Annotated in this window: 24 protein-coding genes; 9 read left to right on the forward strand and 15 right to left on the reverse strand. The window is 63.4% G+C overall.

Features of this window, described 5'->3' with window-relative positions; all coding sequences use genetic code 11:
- Positions 1–243: 243 nt before the first annotated feature.
- From AC1D08_RS20845 to AC1D08_RS20855, 3 genes are all read right to left on the reverse strand, one after another.
- On the reverse strand, positions 244–636 hold the full coding sequence (locus tag AC1D08_RS20845) for a RidA family protein (protein WP_477228145.1): 393 nt from the start codon (positions 634–636) through the stop codon (positions 244–246).
- A gap of 310 nt (positions 637–946) precedes the next feature.
- A complete protein-coding gene (locus AC1D08_RS20850; protein ID WP_457153700.1) occupies positions 947–1288 on the reverse strand; it encodes a RidA family protein in 342 nt (113 codons plus the stop codon).
- Positions 1289–1480: 192 nt separating this feature from the next.
- Positions 1481–2224, reverse strand: a complete 744-nt coding sequence (locus AC1D08_RS20855) for a DUF899 family protein (protein WP_457153701.1) — start codon at positions 2222–2224, stop codon at positions 1481–1483.
- Positions 2225–2403: 179 nt separating this feature from the next.
- Here AC1D08_RS20855 and AC1D08_RS20860 point away from each other — a divergent pair, with 179 nt between their 5' ends.
- Positions 2404–2748: a hypothetical protein gene (locus AC1D08_RS20860; RefSeq protein ID WP_457153702.1), complete on the forward strand. Its 345-nt coding sequence runs from the start codon at positions 2404–2406 to the stop codon at positions 2746–2748.
- A 9-nt stretch (positions 2749–2757) separates the two neighbouring features.
- On the opposite strand, the gene AC1D08_RS20865 is transcribed toward AC1D08_RS20860, so the two are convergent.
- Both AC1D08_RS20865 and AC1D08_RS20870 read right to left on the reverse strand, forming a co-directional pair.
- Positions 2758–3246: a GNAT family N-acetyltransferase gene (locus tag AC1D08_RS20865; RefSeq protein ID WP_457153703.1), complete on the reverse strand. Its 489-nt coding sequence runs from the start codon at positions 3244–3246 to the stop codon at positions 2758–2760.
- Between the two features lie 5 nt (positions 3247–3251).
- Positions 3252–4184: a transglycosylase SLT domain-containing protein gene (locus AC1D08_RS20870; RefSeq protein WP_457153704.1), complete on the reverse strand. Its 933-nt coding sequence runs from the start codon at positions 4182–4184 to the stop codon at positions 3252–3254.
- A 181-nt stretch (positions 4185–4365) separates the two neighbouring features.
- Here AC1D08_RS20870 and AC1D08_RS20875 point away from each other — a divergent pair, with 181 nt between their 5' ends.
- A complete protein-coding gene (locus tag AC1D08_RS20875) occupies positions 4366–4935 on the forward strand; it encodes a methylated-DNA--[protein]-cysteine S-methyltransferase (protein WP_457153705.1) in 570 nt (189 codons plus the stop codon).
- Between the two features lie 64 nt (positions 4936–4999).
- On the opposite strand, the gene AC1D08_RS20880 is transcribed toward AC1D08_RS20875, so the two are convergent.
- Complete coding sequence (locus AC1D08_RS20880; RefSeq protein ID WP_457153706.1) at positions 5000–5329, reverse strand: hypothetical protein; 330 nt, start codon at positions 5327–5329, stop codon at positions 5000–5002.
- 286 nt (positions 5330–5615) lie between these two features.
- Here AC1D08_RS20880 and AC1D08_RS20885 point away from each other — a divergent pair, with 286 nt between their 5' ends.
- Positions 5616–5828, forward strand: coding sequence for a cold-shock protein (locus AC1D08_RS20885; RefSeq protein ID WP_010910991.1), 213 nt, complete (start codon positions 5616–5618; stop codon positions 5826–5828).
- Between the two features lie 424 nt (positions 5829–6252).
- Here AC1D08_RS20885 and AC1D08_RS20890 read toward each other — a convergent pair whose 3' ends face one another.
- From AC1D08_RS20890 to AC1D08_RS20900, 3 genes are all read right to left on the reverse strand, one after another.
- Entirely contained in the window at positions 6253–6861 is a 609-nt protein-coding gene (locus AC1D08_RS20890) for a glutathione S-transferase family protein (RefSeq protein ID WP_457153707.1), read from the reverse strand.
- A gap of 263 nt (positions 6862–7124) precedes the next feature.
- Positions 7125–7973 (reverse strand): EAL domain-containing protein, encoded by an 849-nt coding sequence (locus AC1D08_RS20895; protein ID WP_457152237.1) that lies wholly within the window; start codon positions 7971–7973, stop codon positions 7125–7127.
- Entirely contained in the window at positions 7970–8866 is an 897-nt protein-coding gene (locus tag AC1D08_RS20900; protein ID WP_457152236.1) for an EAL domain-containing protein, read from the reverse strand. Before AC1D08_RS20900 ends, AC1D08_RS20895 begins: the two co-directional genes overlap by 4 nt.
- A gap of 203 nt (positions 8867–9069) precedes the next feature.
- On the opposite strand from AC1D08_RS20900, the gene AC1D08_RS20905 reads away from it, so the two are divergent.
- A complete protein-coding gene (locus AC1D08_RS20905; RefSeq protein ID WP_477396078.1) occupies positions 9070–10272 on the forward strand; it encodes a pyridoxal phosphate-dependent aminotransferase in 1203 nt (400 codons plus the stop codon).
- An 81-nt stretch (positions 10273–10353) separates the two neighbouring features.
- Here the strand turns inward: AC1D08_RS20905 and AC1D08_RS20910 are convergent, their stop codons facing one another.
- Positions 10354–10749 carry a (R)-mandelonitrile lyase gene (locus AC1D08_RS20910; RefSeq protein WP_457152234.1) on the reverse strand — a complete coding sequence of 132 codons (396 nt, stop codon included), beginning with the start codon at positions 10747–10749 and terminating at the stop codon, positions 10354–10356.
- A gap of 262 nt (positions 10750–11011) precedes the next feature.
- Between AC1D08_RS20910 and AC1D08_RS20915 the strand changes: the two genes are divergently transcribed.
- The 3 genes from AC1D08_RS20915 (at position 11012) to AC1D08_RS20925 (ending at position 16007) form a co-directional block, all read left to right on the forward strand.
- Positions 11012–12541 (forward strand): putative bifunctional diguanylate cyclase/phosphodiesterase, encoded by a 1530-nt coding sequence (locus AC1D08_RS20915; protein ID WP_457152233.1) that lies wholly within the window; start codon positions 11012–11014, stop codon positions 12539–12541.
- Positions 12542–12736: 195 nt separating this feature from the next.
- On the forward strand, positions 12737–14788 hold the full coding sequence (locus AC1D08_RS20920) for an elongation factor G (RefSeq protein WP_457152232.1): 2052 nt from the start codon (positions 12737–12739) through the stop codon (positions 14786–14788).
- Positions 14789–15509: 721 nt separating this feature from the next.
- Positions 15510–16007 carry a methyltransferase family protein gene (locus AC1D08_RS20925; protein ID WP_457152231.1) on the forward strand — a complete coding sequence of 166 codons (498 nt, stop codon included), beginning with the start codon at positions 15510–15512 and terminating at the stop codon, positions 16005–16007.
- A gap of 45 nt (positions 16008–16052) precedes the next feature.
- Here AC1D08_RS20925 and AC1D08_RS20930 read toward each other — a convergent pair whose 3' ends face one another.
- Both AC1D08_RS20930 and trxB read right to left on the reverse strand, forming a co-directional pair.
- The gene (locus AC1D08_RS20930) at positions 16053–16949 is read right to left on the reverse strand and encodes a LysR family transcriptional regulator (protein ID WP_184874593.1); all 897 of its coding nucleotides are present in this window, start codon (positions 16947–16949) and stop codon (positions 16053–16055) included.
- A 79-nt stretch (positions 16950–17028) separates the two neighbouring features.
- Positions 17029–18003, reverse strand: coding sequence for a thioredoxin-disulfide reductase (gene trxB, locus AC1D08_RS20935; RefSeq protein WP_457152230.1), 975 nt, complete (start codon positions 18001–18003; stop codon positions 17029–17031).
- A 251-nt stretch (positions 18004–18254) separates the two neighbouring features.
- Here trxB and AC1D08_RS20940 point away from each other — a divergent pair, with 251 nt between their 5' ends.
- Both AC1D08_RS20940 and AC1D08_RS20945 read left to right on the forward strand, forming a co-directional pair.
- Positions 18255–18734 (forward strand): Lrp/AsnC family transcriptional regulator, encoded by a 480-nt coding sequence (locus tag AC1D08_RS20940; protein WP_095090929.1) that lies wholly within the window; start codon positions 18255–18257, stop codon positions 18732–18734.
- Between the two features lie 247 nt (positions 18735–18981).
- A complete protein-coding gene (locus AC1D08_RS20945; RefSeq protein ID WP_477423895.1) occupies positions 18982–19776 on the forward strand; it encodes a glycosyltransferase family 2 protein in 795 nt (264 codons plus the stop codon).
- 87 nt (positions 19777–19863) lie between these two features.
- Here AC1D08_RS20945 and AC1D08_RS20950 read toward each other — a convergent pair whose 3' ends face one another.
- From AC1D08_RS20950 to rfaE1, 3 genes are read right to left on the reverse strand one after another with little or no spacing between them, the layout of a single operon-like run.
- A complete protein-coding gene (locus tag AC1D08_RS20950) occupies positions 19864–20505 on the reverse strand; it encodes an HAD-IIIA family hydrolase (protein WP_457153555.1) in 642 nt (213 codons plus the stop codon).
- Between the two features lie 12 nt (positions 20506–20517).
- The gene (locus AC1D08_RS20955; RefSeq protein WP_457153556.1) at positions 20518–21090 is read right to left on the reverse strand and encodes a D-sedoheptulose-7-phosphate isomerase; all 573 of its coding nucleotides are present in this window, start codon (positions 21088–21090) and stop codon (positions 20518–20520) included.
- 7 nt (positions 21091–21097) lie between these two features.
- Positions 21098–22591 carry a D-glycero-beta-D-manno-heptose-7-phosphate kinase gene (gene rfaE1 / locus AC1D08_RS20960; protein ID WP_457153557.1) on the reverse strand — a complete coding sequence of 498 codons (1494 nt, stop codon included), beginning with the start codon at positions 22589–22591 and terminating at the stop codon, positions 21098–21100.
- Positions 22592–22640 lie beyond the last annotated feature (49 nt).

The following is a 22640-nucleotide window of genomic DNA, read 5'->3' on the forward strand; positions in this document are numbered from 1 at the left end:
CAAGCATGGTCAGCCCTTGGCGCGTGCCGCCACCCGCGGCCGCCCGTGAATATTGGCAGCCTAGCGCCGGCGCACAGCGCAGGCAAACGGCGATCATGTTGTAAGGGGTGCGTCGTCGCCGAGAACAAGGTGCTGGAAAGCCGCCCCAACATCGAAGACGCCATCCGCAACCGTCAGGTGCTGATCATCTTCAACACCATGGGCGGACAGAAGGCGGTGTCGGACTCCAAATCGCTGCGCCGCTCACGCCACCGCCACGCACTCGATCTCGATATCAAACTCCATCGGCCATGACGCCACCGGCACGAAGCTGCGCGCCGGCGGGTTGATCGAAAAATACTTCGCATAGACCCGATTGATGGCGTTGTAGAAGCCGGAATTGACGGCGTAGATGCGCACCATCACCACATTGTCGAGCGAGGTGCCGGCCGCTTCCAGGCAATGTTTCAGCGCCTTCAGCGACGCCTCGGTCTGCGTTTCGATGTCGCCGCGCACCATCTCGCCGGTCACCATGTCCACCGGCGGCGTCGCCGAGATGAACACGAAGCCGTTGGCCTTCACCGCTGTCGAACAGGGAAGGCCGAGCGCCCGCACCTTGGCCGACATGACAGGCACTTCGATGACTTCCTTCTTCACGGCAAATCTCCCTGGGTTTTCAGGGACCTTATCGCGCCACCAGCCGAACGCCAGCGCGGAGCGATGGTCCAGGACTGACGCCGCTCACCCCTGCCCAGATGCGGCGCCGGGAACGCCCTTACCTTCTCCCCCTGGGGGAGAAGGTGGATCGGCGCGATAGCGCCGAGACGGATGAGGGGTGCTCCAGCGGAGTGAGACGTTGGCGTTCCCTGGAACACCCCTCATCCGTCGCCTTCGGCGACACCGCCCGGGGCGAGTCACGGGCCTCGCCCGCCCTTCGGGCCCCACAAGGGGAGAAGGGGAGCTCGGCTCAGCCCACCGCCACACATTCGATCTCGATATCGAACTCCATCGGCCATGACGCCACCGGCACGAAGGTCCGCGATGGTGGGTTCTCGGGAAAATGCCTGGCATAGACGCGGTTGATGGCGTTGTAGAAGCCGGAATTGACGGCGTAGATGCGCACCATCACCACGTTGTCCAGCGAGGTGCCGGCCGCTTCCAGGCAATGCTTCAGCGCCTTCAGCGATGCCTCGGTCTGCGTTTCGATGTCGCCCTTGACCAGCCTGCCGGTCGAGATATCGAGCGGCGGCGTGCCGGACACGAAGACCAGCCCGGCGGCTTTGGTCACCAGCGACAGCGGCACGCCCAAGAAAGGGGCCTGCCGCGACGTCGGCTCTCTTCCTGCAGCGCTGGCGATTGGCGAAAGCGTCGATCACAGCTCCCCTCTCCCCGTTCTACGGGGAGAGGATGCCGGCWGGCAGGTGAGGGGCGGCGCCAGCGTCCGGAAGGTGCGAACCAACCTGAAGCGATCGCCCGCCGTACAGAACGAGCCCCTGCCCTCCTAGTGACAGCACGCCTCGCCATATTGCAGTTGCTCGTTCCAGTTCGGCCGGCCCTCGGGCGTGAAATCCATCAGGTTCCACAGCGGCTCGCAGGTGCCGACGCCACGCGGATCCTGGCCTGGGTCCGTTGGCGCGAAATCCAGTTCGGAACTCCAGAAATGGCGGATGCCGTCGGCGTCGCGATGGAACACCGACAGCAGCGGCGACTGTGCGCCGTCGGCCGCCTCCGCATTGTAGTCGCGCTTGAAGCCGTTGTTGGCCGAAGACACCAGCCGCATGTTGCGCCAGCCTCGGTCGCGACCGAGCGTGACCAGGTTTTCGAGCGCGGTTTTCGCCACCACGGCGAAGTTGAAGCCGGCGGCTTCGAGATGGCCGACCGCGCCGTAGATTTGGTCGAGCAGCGCTGTGCAGGACGGGCATGGCTGGTCCAGCCGTGCGAGCTTCGCCGTGCCGCCGCTGGTCGCCACGTCGCGCGTCTCGCGTGGGTGGCGGGGAAACATCATGTTGTAGAGGATGAGCGAATCCTTGCCGGGCGCAAACAGCTCCGACAGTTTTACCTTCCCGGGCTTGCCGTCCGGTCCCAGTGCGTCGAACACATAATCTTGCGGCACTAGCCCACCGGGCGGCAGCGCGCGCCGCGCGACCGCAACCTCTTCCATGGCGCGGCGCAGCCCGATTTCCTTCTGCAGCAGTTTTTCGCGGGCGGTGCGGTATTTGGCGGATTCGTTGGGAAAGGTGATCATGATCGGCTCCTTCGGTCGCGGCGCCGGCGTCCCGGCGCGGTTGCTCTGCGACCCAAGGACGTTTGGCGGCGATCGGTGCCGACATTTTTTTGCGCAGCGCTCGGGCGATTCCTCGTGGCGGAACCTCGCTCTCTTCCCAGCATTCTCCCCACAGGATAAGCCAGCAGTCCGGGAACAAAATGCACAACGACGATGACGACGAGATCGACCTGCGCTGCCCGCAAGTGGTGGCCGACAATGCCGCCAAGGGGCTGCGCCTGCGCGGCGAATTCGGCCGTGGCGGCACCGAGATCGGCGTGGCCCGCGCCACCGAACTGAAGAACCGGGAAAAGCTCGCGCCCTCCACCATCCGCCGCATGGTCAGCTATTTCGCCCGCCACGAGGTCGACAAGCGCGGCAGGAACTACGGCAATGAGCAAAACCCGTCGGCCGGCTACATCGCCTGGCTGCTGTGGGGCGGCGACGAGGGCCGCGCCTGGGCGCTGGACCTCAAGCGGAAGATCGGCAACGCGCCGGACATTTGAGCGCCCCGCTCAGCTGTACCAATCGACCTCGAACATGCCGAGCCGATCGTAGAGCCGCACTGCGACGGCGTTTTCTTCGGTGTTGGTCTTCAGGTCGACATAGTCAGCGCCGCGTGCGCGAAAGGTGGCGAAGGCGTGCCACATCAGCGCTTCGGCAATGCCCTTGCCGCGCGCCTCGGGATGGACGGCGAGGTCCTTGACGAAGGCGCGCGTCCAACACAGCGCGGCCGCCGCCAGCCGGCCCTTGGCGTCGATGACGAGGAAACACAGCGCCGGGTCGAATTCGGGATCGCCTGATATGCGCGGCCACCACTCGTCAAACGGGCCGTCGGCACCGTCGTCGAACACTTCGGTCAGGAGCGCATGCAGGGCCGGCGCATCACCGGGCTCGAAGCAGCGCATCACAAAGCCTTCCGGCCAGTGCGCGGGAACCAGCGTCTCGTCGAGGATCTTGCGCAGCCGGATATCGTTCAGAGCCGGCGGCCGCGGTTCAGGCATCGCGCTCAGGCGTCGGGCTGCAGGCGGCTGCGCTGGCGGTCGCGGCCAAGCCCGGTCGCCTCGAGCAGGCCCTTGCGCTTGGCGTCGAAATAGTAGCCGGTCTGGTAGAGCCAGTCGGCCCGCTTGGCGTTGCCGCCGGACACCAGCCAGGCGCCACGCAGATATTTGACCGCGTATTTCAAATTGGTGTCGGCGTCGAACAGGCCCTTGGCCGGTCCGTCATAGCCCATGCCGCGCGCCGTCGCGTGCTTGATCTGCATCAGCCCCCAATGGCCATTGTTGTAGGCTTTCGGGTTGAAGGTGCTCTCGCGGTTGACGACATGGCGAACCAGATCGACCGGCACCTGGTAGAGGGCGGCGTATTTCTCGATCAGCCGCTCGACGTCGCCACGCACGCCCGGCGCGTGCTCTTCTTCCGCGGGTGCCATCGGGAACTGGACGAGGGCAGCCGGGTTCTGCGGCACCATATAGGCGACCTGCTGGACGCCTGGCACGACCTTCCGGTCGCCCTTGGCGGTCGCGGGCATGACGAGCCCGGCGGTCGTATAGGTCTCGGCCGTCTTGACGGTCTCGCCTGCGGTCGCCGGCGGCGGCGCTTGCCAGGCATTGGCGGTCATGATGGCGGGTACCGCCGGCGCTGCCGGGGTCGATCCGGCGAAGGCGGCGGTCGCGGCAGCCGGCTGGACGGCGGCATCGGGTGCCGGCGTGGCCGGTCCGGGCGTCAATTCAGCCGTCTGAACGGGTGCGATTCCCGATGATTCCGGCAGCACGGAAACCGTCTCCGGCAGCGGTATCGTGAAGCCGGCGTCAGCACCGGCGGCAGTCGCGGTTTCGGTCAGGGCAGGCGCGGGTTTCATCTGCGAGGTCGACGTGCAACCGCTGATGCCGGCGGCAGCCAGGAACACGCCGATCGCGATAAGAGTGTGTTTTGCTGGCAAGCCGCGCTCGGGTCCGATTTGTCGGGTTATTAAGAAATTCCTTACACCAGCGATTCACGACCGGCAATCGGGGCCATCGGGTGGTTTTCGGGTGGCGAGACTCTGGCCGGGATGCCATATTGTTCTGGATATGTACCGGGACGAATGCCGGATTTCGCCACTTTGCGGAAAGGAACGCATCATGGAAACGACATCTTCGATCACAGCCGGCCACGCAGTGTTAGAAACAGTGATCGGCTTCATGGGCATCGCCTGGAGCAAAAAGGGCCTGATCCGGCTTTGCCTGCCCGAACGCAGCCGCGAGTCGGTGGAACGGCGGCTGATGCGCCATGCCGGCGTTTCCGCCTCCACCGCGCAGCCGCAATGGATCGTCGACCTGATCGCCTCGATCAAGGCCTATGCGGCCGGTGAGGATGTCGACTTCACAGGCGTACCCGTCGATCTCGACGGCATCGACGACTTCCGCCTTGCCATCTACGACGCGGCGCGAAAGCTCGGCTATGGCGAAACCACCACCTACGGAGAACTGGCCAAACGCGCCGGCCATGGCGGGCTGCCGCGCGAAACCGGTGCAGCCCTTGGCGCCAATCCGGTGCCGCTGGTCATTCCCTGCCATCGCATCCTTGCCGCCGGCGGCAAGATCGGCGGCTTCTCAGCACCCGGCGGCTCGAACACCAAGGAGAAGATGCTGGCCATGGAAGGCGTGCGCGTCGGCCCGCCGCCACCAGCGCAGGTTTCCTTCGGCTTTTGAACGATCTCTCTGTTTTGACGCAATTCCCTGGGGGAAAGCGCTACGCGCTTTTCCTGGAGTTGCTCTAGTCGTTATGGAAGAAGCGCCGGCGGAAATGCCGATCATAATCCGGCCGCTTGCAGGTATAGACCGGACAGGACCTGGTGTCGGCGCTCGGCACGTAGGCGCGTGCTCTCACATCGCCCATGGTGCAGAACTGCTCGCTCTGCACATAGCGGTCATAGAGCGGCAGGCCCGGCACCCGCGTCGACTGGTAACGCAGGATGACGGCGCCCTGCCGCGCGATCGTCGACTGCACACGCCCGCAGCTCATACGCGTTGGGTCATAGCGTGAGATCGCCTGCGCCTCGGCGGCCACCAGCGTCAGGCAGGCGGCAAGCAGAATGGTTTTCATGGTCCTCTCCCCCAAGCTCCTCCCGGATTGAACACCGCCGGGGCCCGATCCTGTTGCGACGCTCTCACGCGATTGGGGCGGCCATTGGGCGGCATCCTGATCACGGCCTTCTCACGCAGTCTTGTTTTTCGTGCGAAAGCAGCCTATATGCGTTCCATTGATATTTCGGCCGATCGATCCGGGCCTCGCGATAATCGCGTTTGCTGACGTCTATCTCCAAAATCTCGATGCACACCGGCTGGACTTCGGTCCGGTCAATCTAAAGCAAATGTGAAGGACTATCTAAATGGCAACTGGAACGGTCAAGTGGTTCAACGCCACCAAGGGCTTCGGCTTCATCCAGCCTGACGCGGGCGGCGCGGACGTATTCGTCCACATCTCCGCTGTCGAGCGTGCTGGACTGTCGACCCTGGTCGAAGGCCAGAAGATCAACTTCGAGATCGAGCAGGACCGCCGCACTGGCAAGTCGTCCGCCGGATCTCTGAGCAAGGCAGCCTGATTTTGCGAATGGCGCGCGCCGGGCGAGAGCCCGGGGCGCGCGGCAAGTCACGGATGTACTGACAGTCGCGCGAGAAGCGCGCCGGAGCGGAAAGACCCGAAAAGCTGGATCAGCAGATAGCTGCCAGCCCGGACCGGACGCTCCCGATCAGGCTACCGAAAATGGGAAGGCGGGATTTATCCCGCCTTTTTGTTTGTCTGGGGTTGAGACGCCGACAATTGGCTAAACCGGCGATACAGCGTCCTTCTCCCCGTCCCTACACGGGGAGAAGTGTCCGGCAGGGCGATGAGGGGCAGCGCGACGCCTCAAGATTGCCTATCGCCAAACCAAGCCCAACCCTCATCTGGCTGCCGCCATCTTCTCCCCGTATAGAGACGGGGAGAAGGACGCTCCGGCCGAAGCTTTCGCCAATCTCCAAAGTTGCTCACCCCACCCAGTCCATCGGCACATGCCCTGGATCCGCTTCCACTCGCCCAAGCCAGTCTGCCACCGCTGGATAGGCATCAAGCTGGAAGCCGCCCTGCTCTGCCGTATGCGTATAGGCATAGAGCGCGATGTCGGCGACGCTGTAGGCACCGCCAGCGAAGAACGCATTGGTTTCCAGATGTTTGTTCATCACACCGAGCGCCTTGTTGCCACGCTCCAGCGTCACCGCCAGCCGCTCCGGCGTCGCATCCCGGGCGCGTTCGGGAAAGGTCAGCAGCGCCCTGCGCACGGCAATATAGGGCTCGTGGCTGTATTGCTCGAAGAACAGCCATTGATAGGCCAGTCCCCGTTCGTACCTGTCCGCCGGCAGGAAGCGCGTGCCTTCGGCGAGATAGAGCAGGATGGCGTTGGATTCGGCCAGCCGCCGGCCGTCATCGAGCTCGAGCAGCGGCACCATGGCGTTCGGGTTCTTGGCGATATAGTCCGCTTTTCGCGTCTCACCCGTATGCGAACTCACCTCGACATTGGTGAAGGCGAGGCCAAGCTTGGCCATCAGCAGCCGCGGCTTGTAGCAATTGCCGCTGTCGATCATGCTGTAGAGTATCATTGCCGTGCCCCGTGCGCTGCCTCTGCCGGCGCGATTATCGCTGCGGCGACGTCCTCAACCAATGATTTGTTTTGGCATGACCATCAGCGCCGCTGATGTGTGAACGCATGAGGGCGTTCAAGGGCGTGACGAGATTCAGGTCAGGCCGAGTCGAAAACGGTGGGTTCCGAGAACCGGAACGGAGCGTACATTTGGGTACGTGAGTACCGGAAGCGCAGGAAGCTGCCGTTTGCAGGCCGGCCTCACCTGAATATCGACGCGCCCTAGCCGAACAGCGGCACAACCTTGCTATCCCTGCCAAGCAGCGTGTCGACGGAGAGCGGCTCTTCGTTGAAGATTGTGCCGGCCAGCGCCGGGCGGGCGAGAAGAAATCCCTGCAGCAGGTCGACGCCGCCTTCGAGCGCGACGCGCAGATGGGTGGGCTGCTCGATGCCTTCGACCAGCACCTTGGCGCCGCGGTCGTGCAAGGTCGAAACCAGCGGGCGGAAGAACCGTTCGGCGGCGGCATGGCGGCAGAACTCGGCGAACCAGGTGCCGTCGATCTTGACGATGTCGGGATGGAGCAGGCTGACCCGCTCCTCCGTCGAGTGGCCGGTGCCGAAATCGTCGATGGCGATGCGGATCCCGTCGCGCCGCATTTCGCGCACCAGTCGGATCAGAAGCGCGTCGTCGGCCGCCTGTTCGGTGATTTCGCAGACCAGCATGGCCGGCGCGAGGCCGAAATCGCCGAGATACCTGGTCATCAGCCGGATCTCGGCCAGCGCCCGCCCGGGATGGTCGTTGATCAACGGATTGTAGTTGAAAAACAGATCGAGCCCGTCGACGCCGATGTTGTGAAAATTCCTGAGGTGAAGCACCCGGCACATGGTCTCGACAAACAAGCGGTCGGAAGCGGCGATGCTTTCGAAAAACACCTTCGGCGCACCGGGACGGCCGGCACGGTGCGGCTCGATCAGGGCTTCGACCGCGACGGCGTGAAGGAAGCGGCCGCGCGGCGCGAAAATCGGCTGATAGGCGCTGCGCAGCCGAAACTCGCCATGGATACCGTATTCGATACCGACTTCGTCGACCTGGATCGCGTTGCCGACATCGCGCCGCCGCTCGCGCCTCATGGCGCCACCTTGCGCCCGAAGGCTTTTGCTGGCCGTGTCGAATGCGGTGGTGCCGGTTGGACAGGCGCGGCTTCAACGGCCGCGGAGGCGGCCTGCTGCGTGGATTTGCCGAAGACGCGAAAGCTTGTCGGCGCAAGCTCGGGCCGCGCCAGCACGAAACCCTGCACCATCGACGCTCCCGACTTCTCGGCCAGTTCCAGTTGCCAGCCCTCCTCGATGCCCTCGAACACCGTTCGGATGCCTTGCTGCTCGAAACTTTTCACCATGGTGGTCAGCAACGCGAAGCCGGCCCCGGACTCCATCAGCTGCGTGATCCAGAAGGCGTCGAATTTGACGATGTCGGGCTTCAGTTCCTTGATGCGGTTGATGTCGGAATCATCGGCGCCATAGTCGTCGACGGCGATGCGAAAGCCGTTGGCCCGCAGCGCGGTGACGAAACTGTGCAGGGTCTCCTGCGACGCCGAGCGCTGCTCGGTCACTTCGCAGACCACACGGCGCGGATCGATGCCAGCCTCGTGCAGCACCAGCCGCATTTCGCGCAAGGCATTGTCGGCAACGGTGCGCTCGGTGAACACCGACGGGTCGAAATTGACGAAGATCGAGGCCTCCTCCGGCAAGCAGGCGCCGGCGTTCAGAAGATGCAGCGTCCTGGTCAGCGCCTCGACATGCAGGCGGTCGGCGGCCGGACAGGTGCTGAAAAAGCTCATCGGCGATTGCGGCTCGCCGTCGCGGAACGGCCGGATCAGCCCTTCGAACGCGGCCACCGACAGCTTGCCTTCGTTGAAGGCGAAGATCGGCTGGAAGGCGCTTTGCAGCGTGTAGATGCCCCAGACACCGGTGGAGGTGCCATCGTCCTGACGGATGATGTGGGCAAGCCCGATGCTGCGCGACACGGTTCCTCGCTCCGCAAACTGGCGGTCAAACTGTGATCCTGTCACGCAAGCCTCTACCGCCCGTTAATGAATTTATCGTTGCCGATCACGGCTCCTTGAGGCCTGGATCAGCCGACAATGCTTGCACTGCGCGAAATCATGCGACATGAGAAGCGCCGCGGCCGCTCCCGGCCCGCGCCGACCTTGTTTGGAGATATCCGGTCATGGCCTTTCTCGCCGACGCCCTTTCCCGCGTAAAGCCTTCCGCGACCATTGCGGTGACGCAGAAAGCGCGCGAGCTGAAAAATGCCGGCCGTGACATTATCGGCCTCGGCGCCGGCGAACCGGATTTCGATACGCCCGACAACATCAAGAATGCGGCGATCGAGGCAATCCGCCGCGGCGAAACCAAATATCCGCCGGTTTCAGGCATCGTGCCGCTGCGCGAGGCGATCGCGAAGAAGTTCAAGCGCGAGAACAATCTCGACTACAAGCCCGAGCAGACCATTGTCGGCACCGGCGGCAAGCAGATCCTGTTCAACGCCTTCATGGCGACACTGAACCCCGGTGACGAGGTCATCATACCGCGCCCCTACTGGGTCAGTTATCCTGAGATGGTGGCGATCTGCGGCGGCACCTCCGTGTTTGCCGACACCTCGATCGACAACGGCTTCAAGCTGACCGCCGCGGTACTGGAAAAGGCGATCACGCCACGCACCAAATGGCTGCTGATGAACTCGCCGTCGAACCCGTCGGGCGCCGCCTATACCGAGGCGGAACTGCGCGCGCTGGCCGACGTGCTGTTGAAGCATCCGCATGTCTGGACGCTGACCGATGACATGTACGAGCACCTGACCTATGGCGACTTCGTCTTCAAGACCATCGCCGAAGTCGAGCCGAAGCTCTACGAGCGCACGCTGACCATGAACGGCGTGTCGAAAGCCTATGCCATGACCGGCTGGCGCATCGGCTATGCCGCAGGTCCTGTGGCGCTGATCAAGGCGATGGACATGATCCAGGGCCAGCAGACCTCGGGCGCCTGCACCATCGCGCAATGGGCATCGGTCGAGGCGCTCAACGGCCCGCAGGACTTCATCGCCAGGAACAAGGCGATCTTCCAGGGCCGGCGCGATCTCGTCGTGTCGATGCTCAACCAGGCGCGCGGCATAAGCTGCCCGTCGCCGGAAGGCGCCTTCTACGTCTATCCGTCCTGCGCCCAGCTGATCGGCAAGAAGACCAAAGCCGGCAAGGTGATCGACACCGACGAAACTTTCTGCTCGGAACTGCTCGAGGCCGAGGGGGTCGCGGTCGTGTTCGGCTCGGCCTTCGGCCTCGGCCCCAACTTCCGCATCTCCTACGCCACTTCGGAGACGCTGCTTGAGGAAGCCTGCACGCGCATCCAGCGTTTCACGGCATCGCTGACCTGATCAGGCCAGTCTTGAAACTGAAAACCCGGCTTCACCGCCGGGTTTTTTGTTGGCAACGACGCCTCCTCACCGGCTCGGCACTCAGCCGCCATATTGCGCTGACGTCACCTCTTCCAACCAGTCGGCGTGGACACCGTCCAGCGCCTCCTGCATGGCGATATGCGTCATCGCCGACTTCGGCGCCGCACCGTGCCAGTGCTTTTCGCCAGGCGCGAACGAGATGACGTCGCCGGCCCTGATCTCCTGGACCGGTTCGCCCCATGTCTGGGCAAGGCCGGCGCCTGAGGTGACGTAGAGTGTCTGGCCGAGCGGATGCGTGTGCCAGTGGGTGCGCGCGCCCGGCTCGAAGCTGACCAGCGTGGCCCGCAGCCGCGCCGGCGCCTCCTTCTCGATGATCGGCGTCTGCAACACGCGGCCGGTGAAGTACTTCTCCGGCGCTATGATGGTCGGCACGCTGCCGCAAGCAATGATCTTCATCGGGGTGATCCTGGAACTGGTGAAGCGATCGGCATCAAATGCCGCCAGACATTCGAGGCAAAACCGCATTTGACGCAAAATCCATTGTCGGCCGATATCGTCCCAGGCGCAACCGGCCGTTTCGCGCACCACCGCAAGTCCGGGTTTTCTCCTTAACCATGAACGCTCCTCGCGTCATGTCGCTGGACGGAACGATGGCGAATTCAATGTCTTCTTAACAGCTGCGCACTAGCCCTGAGCCCGCATTTCAAGGGGCGATGAGATGAGCATACTGGCGACGATCAAGGACCACAGCGGCCGAATCTACCGCGGCATCCAGTTGCTGCTTCTGATCAGCATCGGCGCCGCGGTGCTTGGCGCGGTCGACCTGTCGCAAGACCAGCCCTCCAGCAACGCCTTCGCGGTCTCGATCCTCGCCACCAGCCTGGCCCTGCTGGCCCTGATGTATATGCGCAGCAGCGTCGTCCATCGCTTGCGGTCGGCCGCCGCCGCAGAGGCGGAAAAGCATCATTTCCTGACCAGGGACGCGATGACCGGGGCGATGACCCGCCGCTATTTCCTCGAAGCGCTGCACGACAGTCTCGGCAGCATGCGCGACCGGCGCGATGCGACCTTGCTGTTGATCGACGTCGATCACTTCAAGCAGCTCAACGACACGTTCGGACATCAGTTCGGCGACCTCGCTCTGGCGCATCTGGTCAAGACGGCCGAGCGCATCTTTGCCGGTGGCATGGTCGGACGGCTCGGCGGCGACGAATTCGGCGTCATCGTCCCGCACAACGATCTCGCCATCATCAACAAGAAAGTCAGGCGCTTGCTGGATGCCATGCGAGCCGGGAAATCGCATGAGGGCAAGACCATCCCGCTGTCCATTTCCGTCGGCGTGGCGCTGGCGCCGGCACATGCCTCGAACACGACGGAACTGATGCTGGTCGCCGACCTGGCGCTCTATGAAAGCAAGGCGGCGGGTCGTGGCCGCGTCACCGTGTTCGACGAGGAGATGCTGTCCGACAAGCGCTATCGTCGCCTGGTCGAGCGGGAGTTGCGCGCGGCGGTCTATCTCGGCGAACTTGAGCTGCACTACCAGCCGATCGTCAATCCGGACAGTTCCACCTGTGGCTTCGAAGGGCTGATCCGCTGGCGCCACCCGGTTCGTGGTCTGATCTCGCCGGCCGAGTTCATTCCGATCGCCGAACGCTCGACCCTAATCGACATGCTCGGCGAGTGGGTGTTCAAGCGGGCCTGCGCCGATATCAACCATTTCCCGGGACGCCGCATCTCGATCAACGTCTCCGGCGAACAGCTGAAGCGCGACGAGATCGTCACCATGTGCGATCGCGTGCTGAAGGAAACCGGCCGTTGCGCCGCGCAATTCGTCATCGAGATCACCGAGACGGTGGCGACCGCCGCCACGCCCGAAATCCTGCGACGCCTCGAAGCGTTGCGCGGCCTCGGCTTCCACATCGCGCTCGACGACTTCGGCACCGGCCATTGCGGCTTCAACTATCTGAAGACCTTGCCCGTCGACAGCATCAAGATCGACCGCTCCTACATCCGCAGCCTCGCCCATGACCAGGTGGCGCAGATTTTCGTTTCGGCGCTCGCCCAGATCGCACGCATCCAGGAAGTCACCATCGTCGCCGAGGGCGTCGAGACGCAAGAGGAATTCGCCCTGGCCAATGCCGCCGGCTGCAATCGTTTCCAGGGCTATTTCTTCGGCCGGCCGGCGCCGCGCGACAAGCTTGGTCCGTTGCATGCCGTCCATGCCGAGCCGCTGGCGCTGAGCGCCTGAGGCCACACCGAAGAATTTCTATTTTTCTTGCCCTGCCGGCAAACAAGTGGGACGATGGCTTCGGGCAGGTGGCCAAACCAAAAGAACCCCGCCCGCGACGGTCGAACAGGCCGGCCGCCGCTCAGGACCGATTGACCAAGCCTGAACCATGCATGCCAGTCGGTCCTACGGGAAACGCCTGAGTGGAGGTCAGTCATGGGTACTCGCGCCGGAGGACGACGCACGGGACCGAAATGCATTGCCATAATCGGTCCCTTCGCCAGCGGTAAGACGACACTTCTCGAAGCCATATTGGCCCGCACGGGCTCAATCCCCCGACAAAACCCCGTCTCATCGGGCAACACCGTTTCAGATCATTCGCCAGAGGCGCGGGCCCACGCGATGAGCGTCGAGGCGACCTTCGCCACCACTGAATTCATGGGCGAGCAGCTTACTTTCGTCGATTGTCCCGGCTCCATCGAATTCTCTTTCGAGGCCGAGCCGGTGCTGGCCGCCTGCGACCTCGCTGTGGTCGTTGCCGAGGCCGACGAAAAGAAGATCCCTGCCCTGCAGCTGATCATGCGCAGGCTCGACGATCTCGGCGTGCCGCGCATCCTGTTCCTCAACAAGGTCGACAAGGCAATCGCCGGCGTGCGCAACACGCTGAAGATGCTGCAGCCGGCCAGCGCCGTGCCGCTGCTGCTGCGCCAGATTCCGCTGCGCAAGGATGGCGTCGTCATCGGCTCGATCGATCTGGCGCTGGAGCGCGCTTACATCTATCGCGAATATGCCGAAAGCGAAGTGGCCGAAATACCTGGCGATGACAAGGCGCGCGAACTGGAGGCGCGCTTCTCCATGCTGGAGACGCTGGCCGATCATGACGACCAACTGATGGAACAACTGCTCGAGGAGATCGAGCCGCCCAAGGACGCCATCTTCGACGATCTCGCCGCCGATCTGCGCGATGGCGCGGTGACGCCGGTGCTGATCGGCACCGCCGAGAAAGGCAACGGCGTGCTGCGCCTCTTGAAGGCGATCCGCCACGACGCGCCGGACATCGAAGCGACCCGCAAGCGGCTGGGCGCGCCCGACGGCGCGGCCACCGTGGCTCAGGTGATGAAGACCATCCACACGCCGCATGGCGGCAAGCTGTCGGTGTCGCGCATCCTGTCCGGCCAGGTCGTCGACGGCTCCGAACTCTGGCTGCCCGGCGGCAACACGGCGAAGGTTTCCGGCATCTACCGAATGCTCGGCAAGGATCAGTTCAAGCTCACCATCGCCAAGGCCGGCGACACGGTGGCGCTGGGCAAGCTGGATGAGGTCAAGACCGGCCAGACGCTGAGTTCGGCCAAGGGCGGCATCAAGCCGCTGCTTGAGTTCGAGCCGCCGCAGCCGGTCTTCGCTTTCGCGCTGCGCCCCAAGGAGCGCAAGGACGAAGTGAAGATGTCGGCCGCCATCCAGCGCCTGGCGGAGGAAGACCCCTCGCTCAGCCTGCGCCACAACCAGGACTCGGCCGAGACCGTGCTGTCGGGCCATGGCGAGATGCATCTGCGTGTCGTGCGCGAGCGGCTGGAAGGCAAGAACCAGATCCCGGTCGAAGGTCATGCGCCGGCGGTGCCCTATCGCGAGACGATCCGCAAATCGGCGCAGCAGCGCGGCCGTCACAAGAAACAGTCTGGCGGCCATGGCCAGTTTGGCGACGTGGTGATCGAGATCAAGCCGCTGCCGCGCGGCTCCGGCTTCCAGTTCACCGACACCATCACCGGCGGCGTCGTGCCGAAGACCTATATCCAGTCGGTCGAAACAGGCGTGCGCGACTATCTGAAGTCGGGCCCGCTCGGCTTTCCCGTCGTCGATGTAGCCGTCAACCTGTCGGACGGCTCCTACCACGCGGTTGATTCCTCCGACATGGCCTTCCAGATGGCGGCCAGACTGGCGATGAAGGAAGGTATGGCCGCCTGCTCGCCCGTGCTTCTGGAACCGGTGATGAAGGTCGAGATCGTCACGCCCTCCGACGCGACCTCGAAGATCATCGCGCTCATCCCGCAGCGGCGCGGCCAGATCCTTGGCTATGATGCGCGGCCTGACTGGCCGGGATGGGATGTTGTCGAGGCAACCATGCCGCAGGCCGAGATCGGCGACCTGATCATCGAGTTGCGCTCGGCGACCGCTGGCGTCGCCAGCTACCGCGCCGTCTTCGACCACATGGCCGAACTCACCGGGCGTCTCGCCGACGAGGCAATGAATGCCAACGGCAAGGCTGCCTGATTCGGTCTTCCCCTCGAACCCCGGTTCGAGGGGGGCCCAAATGAAAACGACGCCCGGCGGGGACCGGACGTCGTCTTGTTCGCGAACCGTTTCCCGGTAGGTAAAACGGAGGTCCGCCGCATCTGGCGCCGCCGAGCTTCGGCGGCGGAAATGGTTCGGACGCGGTAGCCGCCTGAGCCCAGGCCGTTCGAGTGATGCCCCCATCTCCCGCACGACCACACCGCGTCCTATGGTGTGGATAGCACGTGTCGGGCGTCCATGTCATGTTACCTCAGGTTACATGTCACTGTTACGTGGCAATTCTGATGACTTTTCGAGTTGCTCCGGCAGGGCCCAGGCAACAAAAAAGCCGGATCAACGAAGATCCGGCTGAGTTTGATTGGAAGTGCCTGTTAAGGCTAACCTCCAGAGGGGAACACTCTAGGGCGCTAATGGGAGGAGAACGCGCCCAGGAGATGATCTATATATGTGCTCATCATGCCCAAGAAACAAGCATCTATTTTGCAACACACGCATGCAAAAAGACGCAGGCTGTGGTCTAACCCATATCCGAGACCAATAGGACCAGCAAAATCAGCAAAACGGAGCGTACGGAGGCGCGATTCTCACTACAGAATCGCCAATTGCGATCGATTTCTGTGCCCAAATGCCAAAACCGCGCAATGATGTGGAAGCAGGCAGCAGCCGTTCATTTATCAGGCAGTCAGGGAGGAAGCACCCAATGCGGACGTTTTCGGCGATCGCCGGCAGCGCGGCGTTCTTCATCGCCGCACCCGGCGTGGTTGCCGGGCTGGTGCCCTGGCTGTTGACCGATCGCTGGGGCTTGCCATGGTCGAGCCTGCCGGGCTTTGTGCCTGTTGGCGGGCTCCTGATCGTCGCTGCGATCGCTGCACTGCTGCATGCCTTCGGCCGCTTTGCGCTCGAGGGGCTCGGCACGCCCGCTCCGGTTGCACCGACCGAGAGACTGGTGGTCGGCGGCATCTACCGCCATGTCCGTAACCCGATGTATGTCGCGGTGCTGTCGATCATCCTAGGCCAGGCGCTGCTGTTCTCGAGCTGGACGCTTACCGCCTACGCGATCATCGGCGCGATCGCCATGGTGTCGTTCGTCCGGCTCTACGAGGAGCCGACATTGGCCCGCCGCTATGGCGCGCAATACGAGGCCTATCGCCGCGCCGTGCCCGGCTGGCTGCCGCGGCTGACGCCCTGGCGGGGGTGATTCTAGAACTGGATGAAGACCAGAAAGTCGAACGCCAGGGGTGGATCAGAAAGACCAGCTACGCGCCTTGGCGATGATGAAATCGCGAAAGACATGCAGCTTGGCCTGGTTCTTCATCGCGTCCGGATAAGCGAAATAGGTGTCGAAGGACGGCACCTCGGTCTCCGGCAGCAATTGCACCAGGTCGGAGTCCTTGCTGATCACATAGTCCGGCAGCATGGCGATGCCAGCGCCACCCTGCACCGCGCGCTTGATCGACAAAATGTCGTTGATCTGCAGCGTCGGCACCCTTTGTCCGCCTTCGAAATCGCCAATCGTTTCCAGCCAGTTCAGCTCCGACAGATGCGATGGCACCGGCACGCCGAAGGTGACGATGCGATGGCTCTTAAGCTCGGCCACCGAAGCCGGCTTGCCGTGCTTGGCGACATAGGTGGGCGAAGCATAGAGGTGGAAGTGCACGGTGAAGAGGCGGCGCTGGATCAGGTCAGGCTGCTGCGGCTGGCGCAGCCGGATGGCGCAATCTGCCTGGCGCATGGTGAGGTCGAGTTCCTCGTTGGCGAGGATCAGCTGCAGGCTGATTTCGGGATAGAGCTCGATGAACTCCTGCACCCGCTCGGTCAGCCAGCCGGCGCCCAGCCCGACGGTGGTCGTCACCCTGAGCACGCCGGACGGGCGATCCTTGGTCTCGGTCAGCCGCGACTTGATGGTTTCTAGCTTCATCAGCACGTCATGCGCCGTGCGGAACAGCATTTCGCCCTGCTCAGTCAGCACCAGCCCGCGGGCGTGGCGGTTGAACAGCGGCACGCCGACATCATGTTCGAGCGCGCTGACCTGCCGCGAAATCGCCGATTGCGACAGATGCAATGTCTCGGCCGCATGGGTAAACGACCCTGCCTCCGCCGCAGCGTGAAACACGCGTAGCTTGTCCCAGTCCAACGCCATGCTACCCCTCGTTCTGTTTTGGCGTCTGAATGAAAAATCAGGCTTTTACACGGCGTTTCTAAGTCGCCTTCTGAACTCTTTATTCCGCCGCTTCGCGGTGCACTTCGATGCCGGCCAGATACTTCTCCGCCTCGAGAGCAGCCATGCAGCCGAGCCCCGCCGCAGTCACCGCCTGGCGGTAGATGTCGTCGGTCACGTCACCCGCCGCGAACACGCCGGGAACGTCGGTGCGGGTCGAATCCGGCGCTGTCCACAGATAGCCGTTCGGCTTCTGCTTCAGCTTGCCCGCAAACAGTTCGACCGCCGGCGCGTGGCCGATGGCCACGAACACGCCGTCGACCTTGAGATGCGTTTCCTGGCCGGTCACCGCATGCTTGAGCTTCAGCCCTTCGACCGAAGGCGGCAAGGGCGCCTTGCCGGGACGGCCGGTGATCTCGTCGACGACCGTGTCCCAGATGACGCGGACATTGTCCTTCTTCAGGAGCCGCTCGCGCAGGATGCGCTCGGCGCGGAAATCGCTGCGCCTGTGGATGACCGTCACACTCTTGGCGAGGTTCGACAGGTAGAGTGCCTCTTCCACCGCCGAATTGCCACCGCCGACCACCGCGACATCCTTGCCGCGGTAGAAGAAGCCGTCGCAGGTGGCGCAGGCCGAGACGCCAAACCCCATGAAGGTCTGTTCGGTCGGAATGCCCAGCCATTTGGCCTGCGCACCTGTGGCAATGATCAGCGCGTCAGCGGTGTATGTGGTGCCGGAATCGCCCTTGGCGCGGAACGGCCGCACATTGAGGTCGACCTCGGTGATGATGTCGTTGATGATGTCAGTGCCGACATGTTCGGCCTGCTTCAGCATCTGCTCCATCAGCCACGGCCCCTGGATGGGGTCGGCGAAGCCGGGATAGTTCTCGACATCGGTGGTGATCATCAGCTGGCCGCCCTGTTGCAGGCCGGCGACCAGCATCGGCTTCAGCATGGCGCGGGCGGCGTAGACCGCTGCCGTATAGCCGGCGGGGCCGGAACCGATAATGAGAACGGGCGCGTGCTTGGTGGTCATCTGGAAGCCTCTGCGGAGGGCTGCCGGCAATTGCGGCATGGAAAACTCGTCGATATCGCGCGTAATGTAAGTGTTGCCCACGGCGCCAGCAAGGCAGGTTGGCATTCGTCCCCGGAAAGCTTTGTCGCACCCCTGTCGCCACTTTGATCGGCCGAAATATTCCGAGCGAGGGATGGAATGGACAGCGAAGTCGTTTAATTACAAGATCACGCAAGATTCTTGCGTATTGCCCTGACTTATCGAGAGCCCTCATGCCGCTCAAGGCCGATCTCGACGCCATCGACTGGAAGATCCTGCGCGAGCTTCAGGCCGATGGGCGCATGACCAATGTCGAACTGTCGAACCGCGTTGGCATTTCGGCGCCGCCGTGCCTGCGCCGCGTCAAGCGGCTGGAGGAAGCCGGCATCATCCGCGGCTACCGCGCCTTGCTCAACGCGCCGGCGCTCGGCCTCGATGTCGTTGCCTTCTGCCTGATCGGCCTGCATCACCAGGCCGACGCCGAACTGCGCACCTTTGCAGAGCGCACCCGCGGCTGGCCGATCGTGCGCGACGCCTGGATGGTATCGGGGGAATCCGATTTCCTGCTGCACTGCGTGGCGAGCGACCTGGGGGCCTTCCAAACCTTCGTCATCGAGGAGCTGACTTCGACCCCGAATGTCGACACGGTGCGCACCGCGCTCACCATCCGCCGGGTAAAGGACGAGGGGCTGGTCTCGTTTGCACAGCCTTGAGGCTGGTCGACGGCAGCACCACATCGTCCCCGCTCGATGCGAATTCCCGGCTTCGCCATACCAGGGCCGCTTTCGCATTCGACAGGCTCTGGTGTAGAAAGCCGGAGCGTTCTGCCGGACGTGGCCGCTTTGTTGGTTTCCTAAGGCAATTTCAGGAAAGTGTGACGGGTTTTTCGACAGCGATTGCGTAACAACTGATGGCGCAAGCAGCGTAATTTCACAGAACAGTGTGCTGTAGAGTGGGATCATGACTCGATTTTCTAGCCCGGTTTCGGCGCTCATCATCTGCATGAACGAAGCCGACATGATCGGCCCCTGCCTGGAGAGCGTCGACTTTTGCGCCGACATCGTCGTCGTCGATTCAGGTTCGACGGATAACACCCTGGTCGTCATTCAGGAGTTTATCGCCAAGGGCTACCCGATAAGGCTGTTTCACAACGATTGGCCGGGTTTCCCACGTCAGCGGCAATTCGCGCTTGATCAAGCCACGCAGCCATGGTGCCTTTCGATTGAAGCCGATGAGGCCGTCGACGACCTGCTCAGGCGGTCGATCGTGACCGTGACGCAGCCTCAGAACGAGGCCATCGACGGATGGTTCGTAAGACGCCGCGACAAGCTGAAAGGCTATGGCTATGCGCACCGCTGGGTGCTGCACAACAGGCTGCTGCGTCTGTTCCGCCGCGACAAGGCCACCATGGACATTGACCTGCGGGTCCATGAATCGTTCGAGGTGCCGGGCGAAACCGGTACGATTGAAAATGGCGTGTTGCTGCATCGCCGCGAAATGACTGTCGCGGAGGATCTGGCAAGGGCCAACACCTACTCCAGCCTCAAGGTTGCCACGCTGGTCGAGAGAGGCAAGAAGCCAGGCTTGATAAGGCTGGTCCTGTCGCCGCTCGGCAACTTCCTGAAATTCTACCTGGCCAAGCGCTATTTCCTTTGCGGCCGGCATGGCTTCGTCTATTCGATGATGGTGATGGTGTATTCGTTCGCCACCGAGGCCAAGCTTTACGAAGCTTCGCGAGACAACGATCGGACTTGAGGCCAAATTCCACTTTCGGAATTATGCCCACCTTGCTTTGATGCAATTCCGGACGGAAAGCCGTTTCACACTTTTCCCGGAGTTGCTCTAGCCCGACATAGCGCCGAGTGCCGCTATTGCGGCGAGCAGGCCACCCAGATCCTCGTGGTCGCGCCAGGGCTGGACTGTAAAGCCCGATTGAACGGCCGCTTCGCCGTCGACCAGCCAGCCCTGCAAAAGTCCGGCGCGTTGTCCCGCCTCCATGTCCGCCGGCTTGTCGCCGACGATCAGCGATCGCTGCAGATCGAGCCCGAGACATTTGGCCGCCTCCAGCAACATGCCCGGATTGGGCTTGCGCATCGGATGATCGGCGATCGCAAGCGGCCCCTCGCCCGCCTCGTGATAGGCGCAGGCAAGGACCATATCCACGAACGCGTTGTCGGCGCGCAGCAGGTCGAGCACGCGGCCATTGACGGCGGCGAAATCGCTCCAGCCGTAGTAGCCGCGCGCGATGCCCGACTGGTTGGTGACGATGATGACGGGAATGCCGGCCCGATTGGCGGCACCGATCGCAGCGGCGATATCCTCGCGCAGCACCATTTCGGCCGGGTCATCGGGATAGCCGGTGTCGAAATTGATGGTGCCGTCGCGGTCGAGAAACAGCGCAGGCGTACCGGTCGGAAAAAACCTGCTATCGATCCGCTCGACCCATAGTCCGGGCTCCTGGAGCGGATAGGGTTCGGGCTTCACGATCAGGTCCCGTCAGCCATTGCTGAGACGCGCTTCGACCACTTCGCACAGATGATGATAGAGGCACAGATGCCCCTGCTGGATGATCGGGGTCGAGGTCGAGGGCACGTTGAGCAGGATGTCCGATAGCGGCTTGAGCTTGCCACCGGTGTCGCCGGTCAGGCTGATCACCGTCATGTCCATCATCCGCGCCTGCTCGGCAGCGGCGAGAATGCTCGGCGAATTGCCGCTGGTCGAGATTGCCAGCAGCACGCCGCCCGCCGAGCCATGCGCCTCGACCTGGCGCGAAAACACCGTGTCGAAGCCATAGTCATTGCCCCAGGCGGTCAGCACAGCGGCATTGGCCGGGAGTGCGATGACATTGTAGGCCTTGCGCTCCTTGAGGAAGCGGCCGACCAGTTCGCCGGCGATGTGGATGGCATCGCTGGCCGAGCCGCCATTGCCGCAGATCAGCAAGGCTTTGCTCTGTGAAAGAGCCGTCACGATGGCGCTCACCGCCCGCTCCATCTCGCTCGTCAGGTCGCGCTCGACCATGGCGGAAATCGCGGCCGCCGAGCGGACCAGGTAGTCGTTCAGGTCAGACATGAATTCCTCAGCTTGTGGTGCCACCGGCACGCAATTTGCCGATGGTGTTGGTGGTGCTTTTGCCGGCGAGGAGATCGATCAGCACGACGCGGCCGCCCGACTTCTGCACCACTTCGGCACCGACCACGGTGTCGATCGTGTAATCGGCGCCCTTGACCAGTATGTCGGGCAGCAGCGCTTCGATCAGCGCCAAGGGCGTGTCCTCCTCGAACACCACGACCGCATCGACCGAGGCAAGGGCGGCGAGCACGCAGGCGCGGTCATGCTGGTCGTTGACCGGCCGCCCGACGCCCTTTAGCCGTCGCACCGAAGCATCGCTGTTGAGGCCAAGCACCAGCCGGTCGCACTGGCTGCGCGCCGCGTGCAAGAGACTGACGTGGCCGGCATGCAGGATGTCGAAGCAGCCATTGGTGAAGCCGACGCTCAAGCCCTCCTCCTTCCACGCCGCGACCATGCGCGCGGCCGACGTAGCGTCGAGGATGGCATCCTTGTGGGCGGTCGGCCCGTGCGAACGGAACAGCGCACCGGTGAGTTCCTCGACCGTCAGCCGCGCGGTGCCGCGCTTGCCCACCACGACGCCGCCGGCAGCATTGGCGATCGATGCCGCCGAGACAGGGTCGGCACCGGCCGCCAGCGCCAATGCAAAGCTCGCGATCACCGTGTCGCCGGCGCCCGAAACGTCGAACACTTCGCGCGCCTGGGTGGCGATATGGCGCGCCTCGGTCGGGTCGACCACGCTCATGCCCTTTTCGCTGCGCGTCGCCACGACGAAATCGAAGCCATGCGCTGAAATCAGCTGGCGTGCCGCCGCCACGATCTCGTCATCGGCGAACACCGCATGGCCGACAGCTTCCCCAAGCTCCTTGCGGTTGGGGGTGATGGCGGTCGCTCCGGCATAGCGCGCATAGTCGCGGCCCTTCGGATCGACAAGCACCGGCTTTCCCGCCTCACGGCAGATGGCGATCAAGTCGCCGGCGACGCCGTCGAGCAATATGCCCTTGCCATAGTCGGACAGGACGACGATGTCGGCGCGCGTCAGCGCCGCGCGGAAATGCCGGATCAGACCGTCGCGCTCCGCAACATCGAGCGGCTTGATCTCCTCTTCGTCGAAGCGCAGCACCTGCTGGTTGAGCGCGCTGAAGCGGCTCTTCGACGAGGTCATGCGGCCACGCGCCTGCGCGAGGCCCGCTGTGTCAGCGCCGAGTTCGCGCAGCATGCGCACGAGATTGTCACCGGCAGCATCAGTGCCGATCACCGACACGGGAACAGCGGATGCGCCGAGCGAGACGATGTTGGCGACGACATTGCCGGCGCCGCCCATAGTCGAGGTTTCGCCGCGCCGGTGCAGCACCGGGATCGGCGCTTCCGGCGAGATCCGCTCGATGACGCCGTTGACGAACCGGTCGAGGATGAAGTCGCCGACCACCAGCACGGTGGCCTGGCCAAACCGTGCGATGGCGCGGTGCAGGGGTTCGGGAGAAGGCGGATTGTGCTTGATCATGTCACTGGCAACGCGTGGAAATGGCCGATTTCAACCTTGCGGGTAATCA

It is taken from the genome of Mesorhizobium sp. P2_E6 (assembly GCF_056403835.1).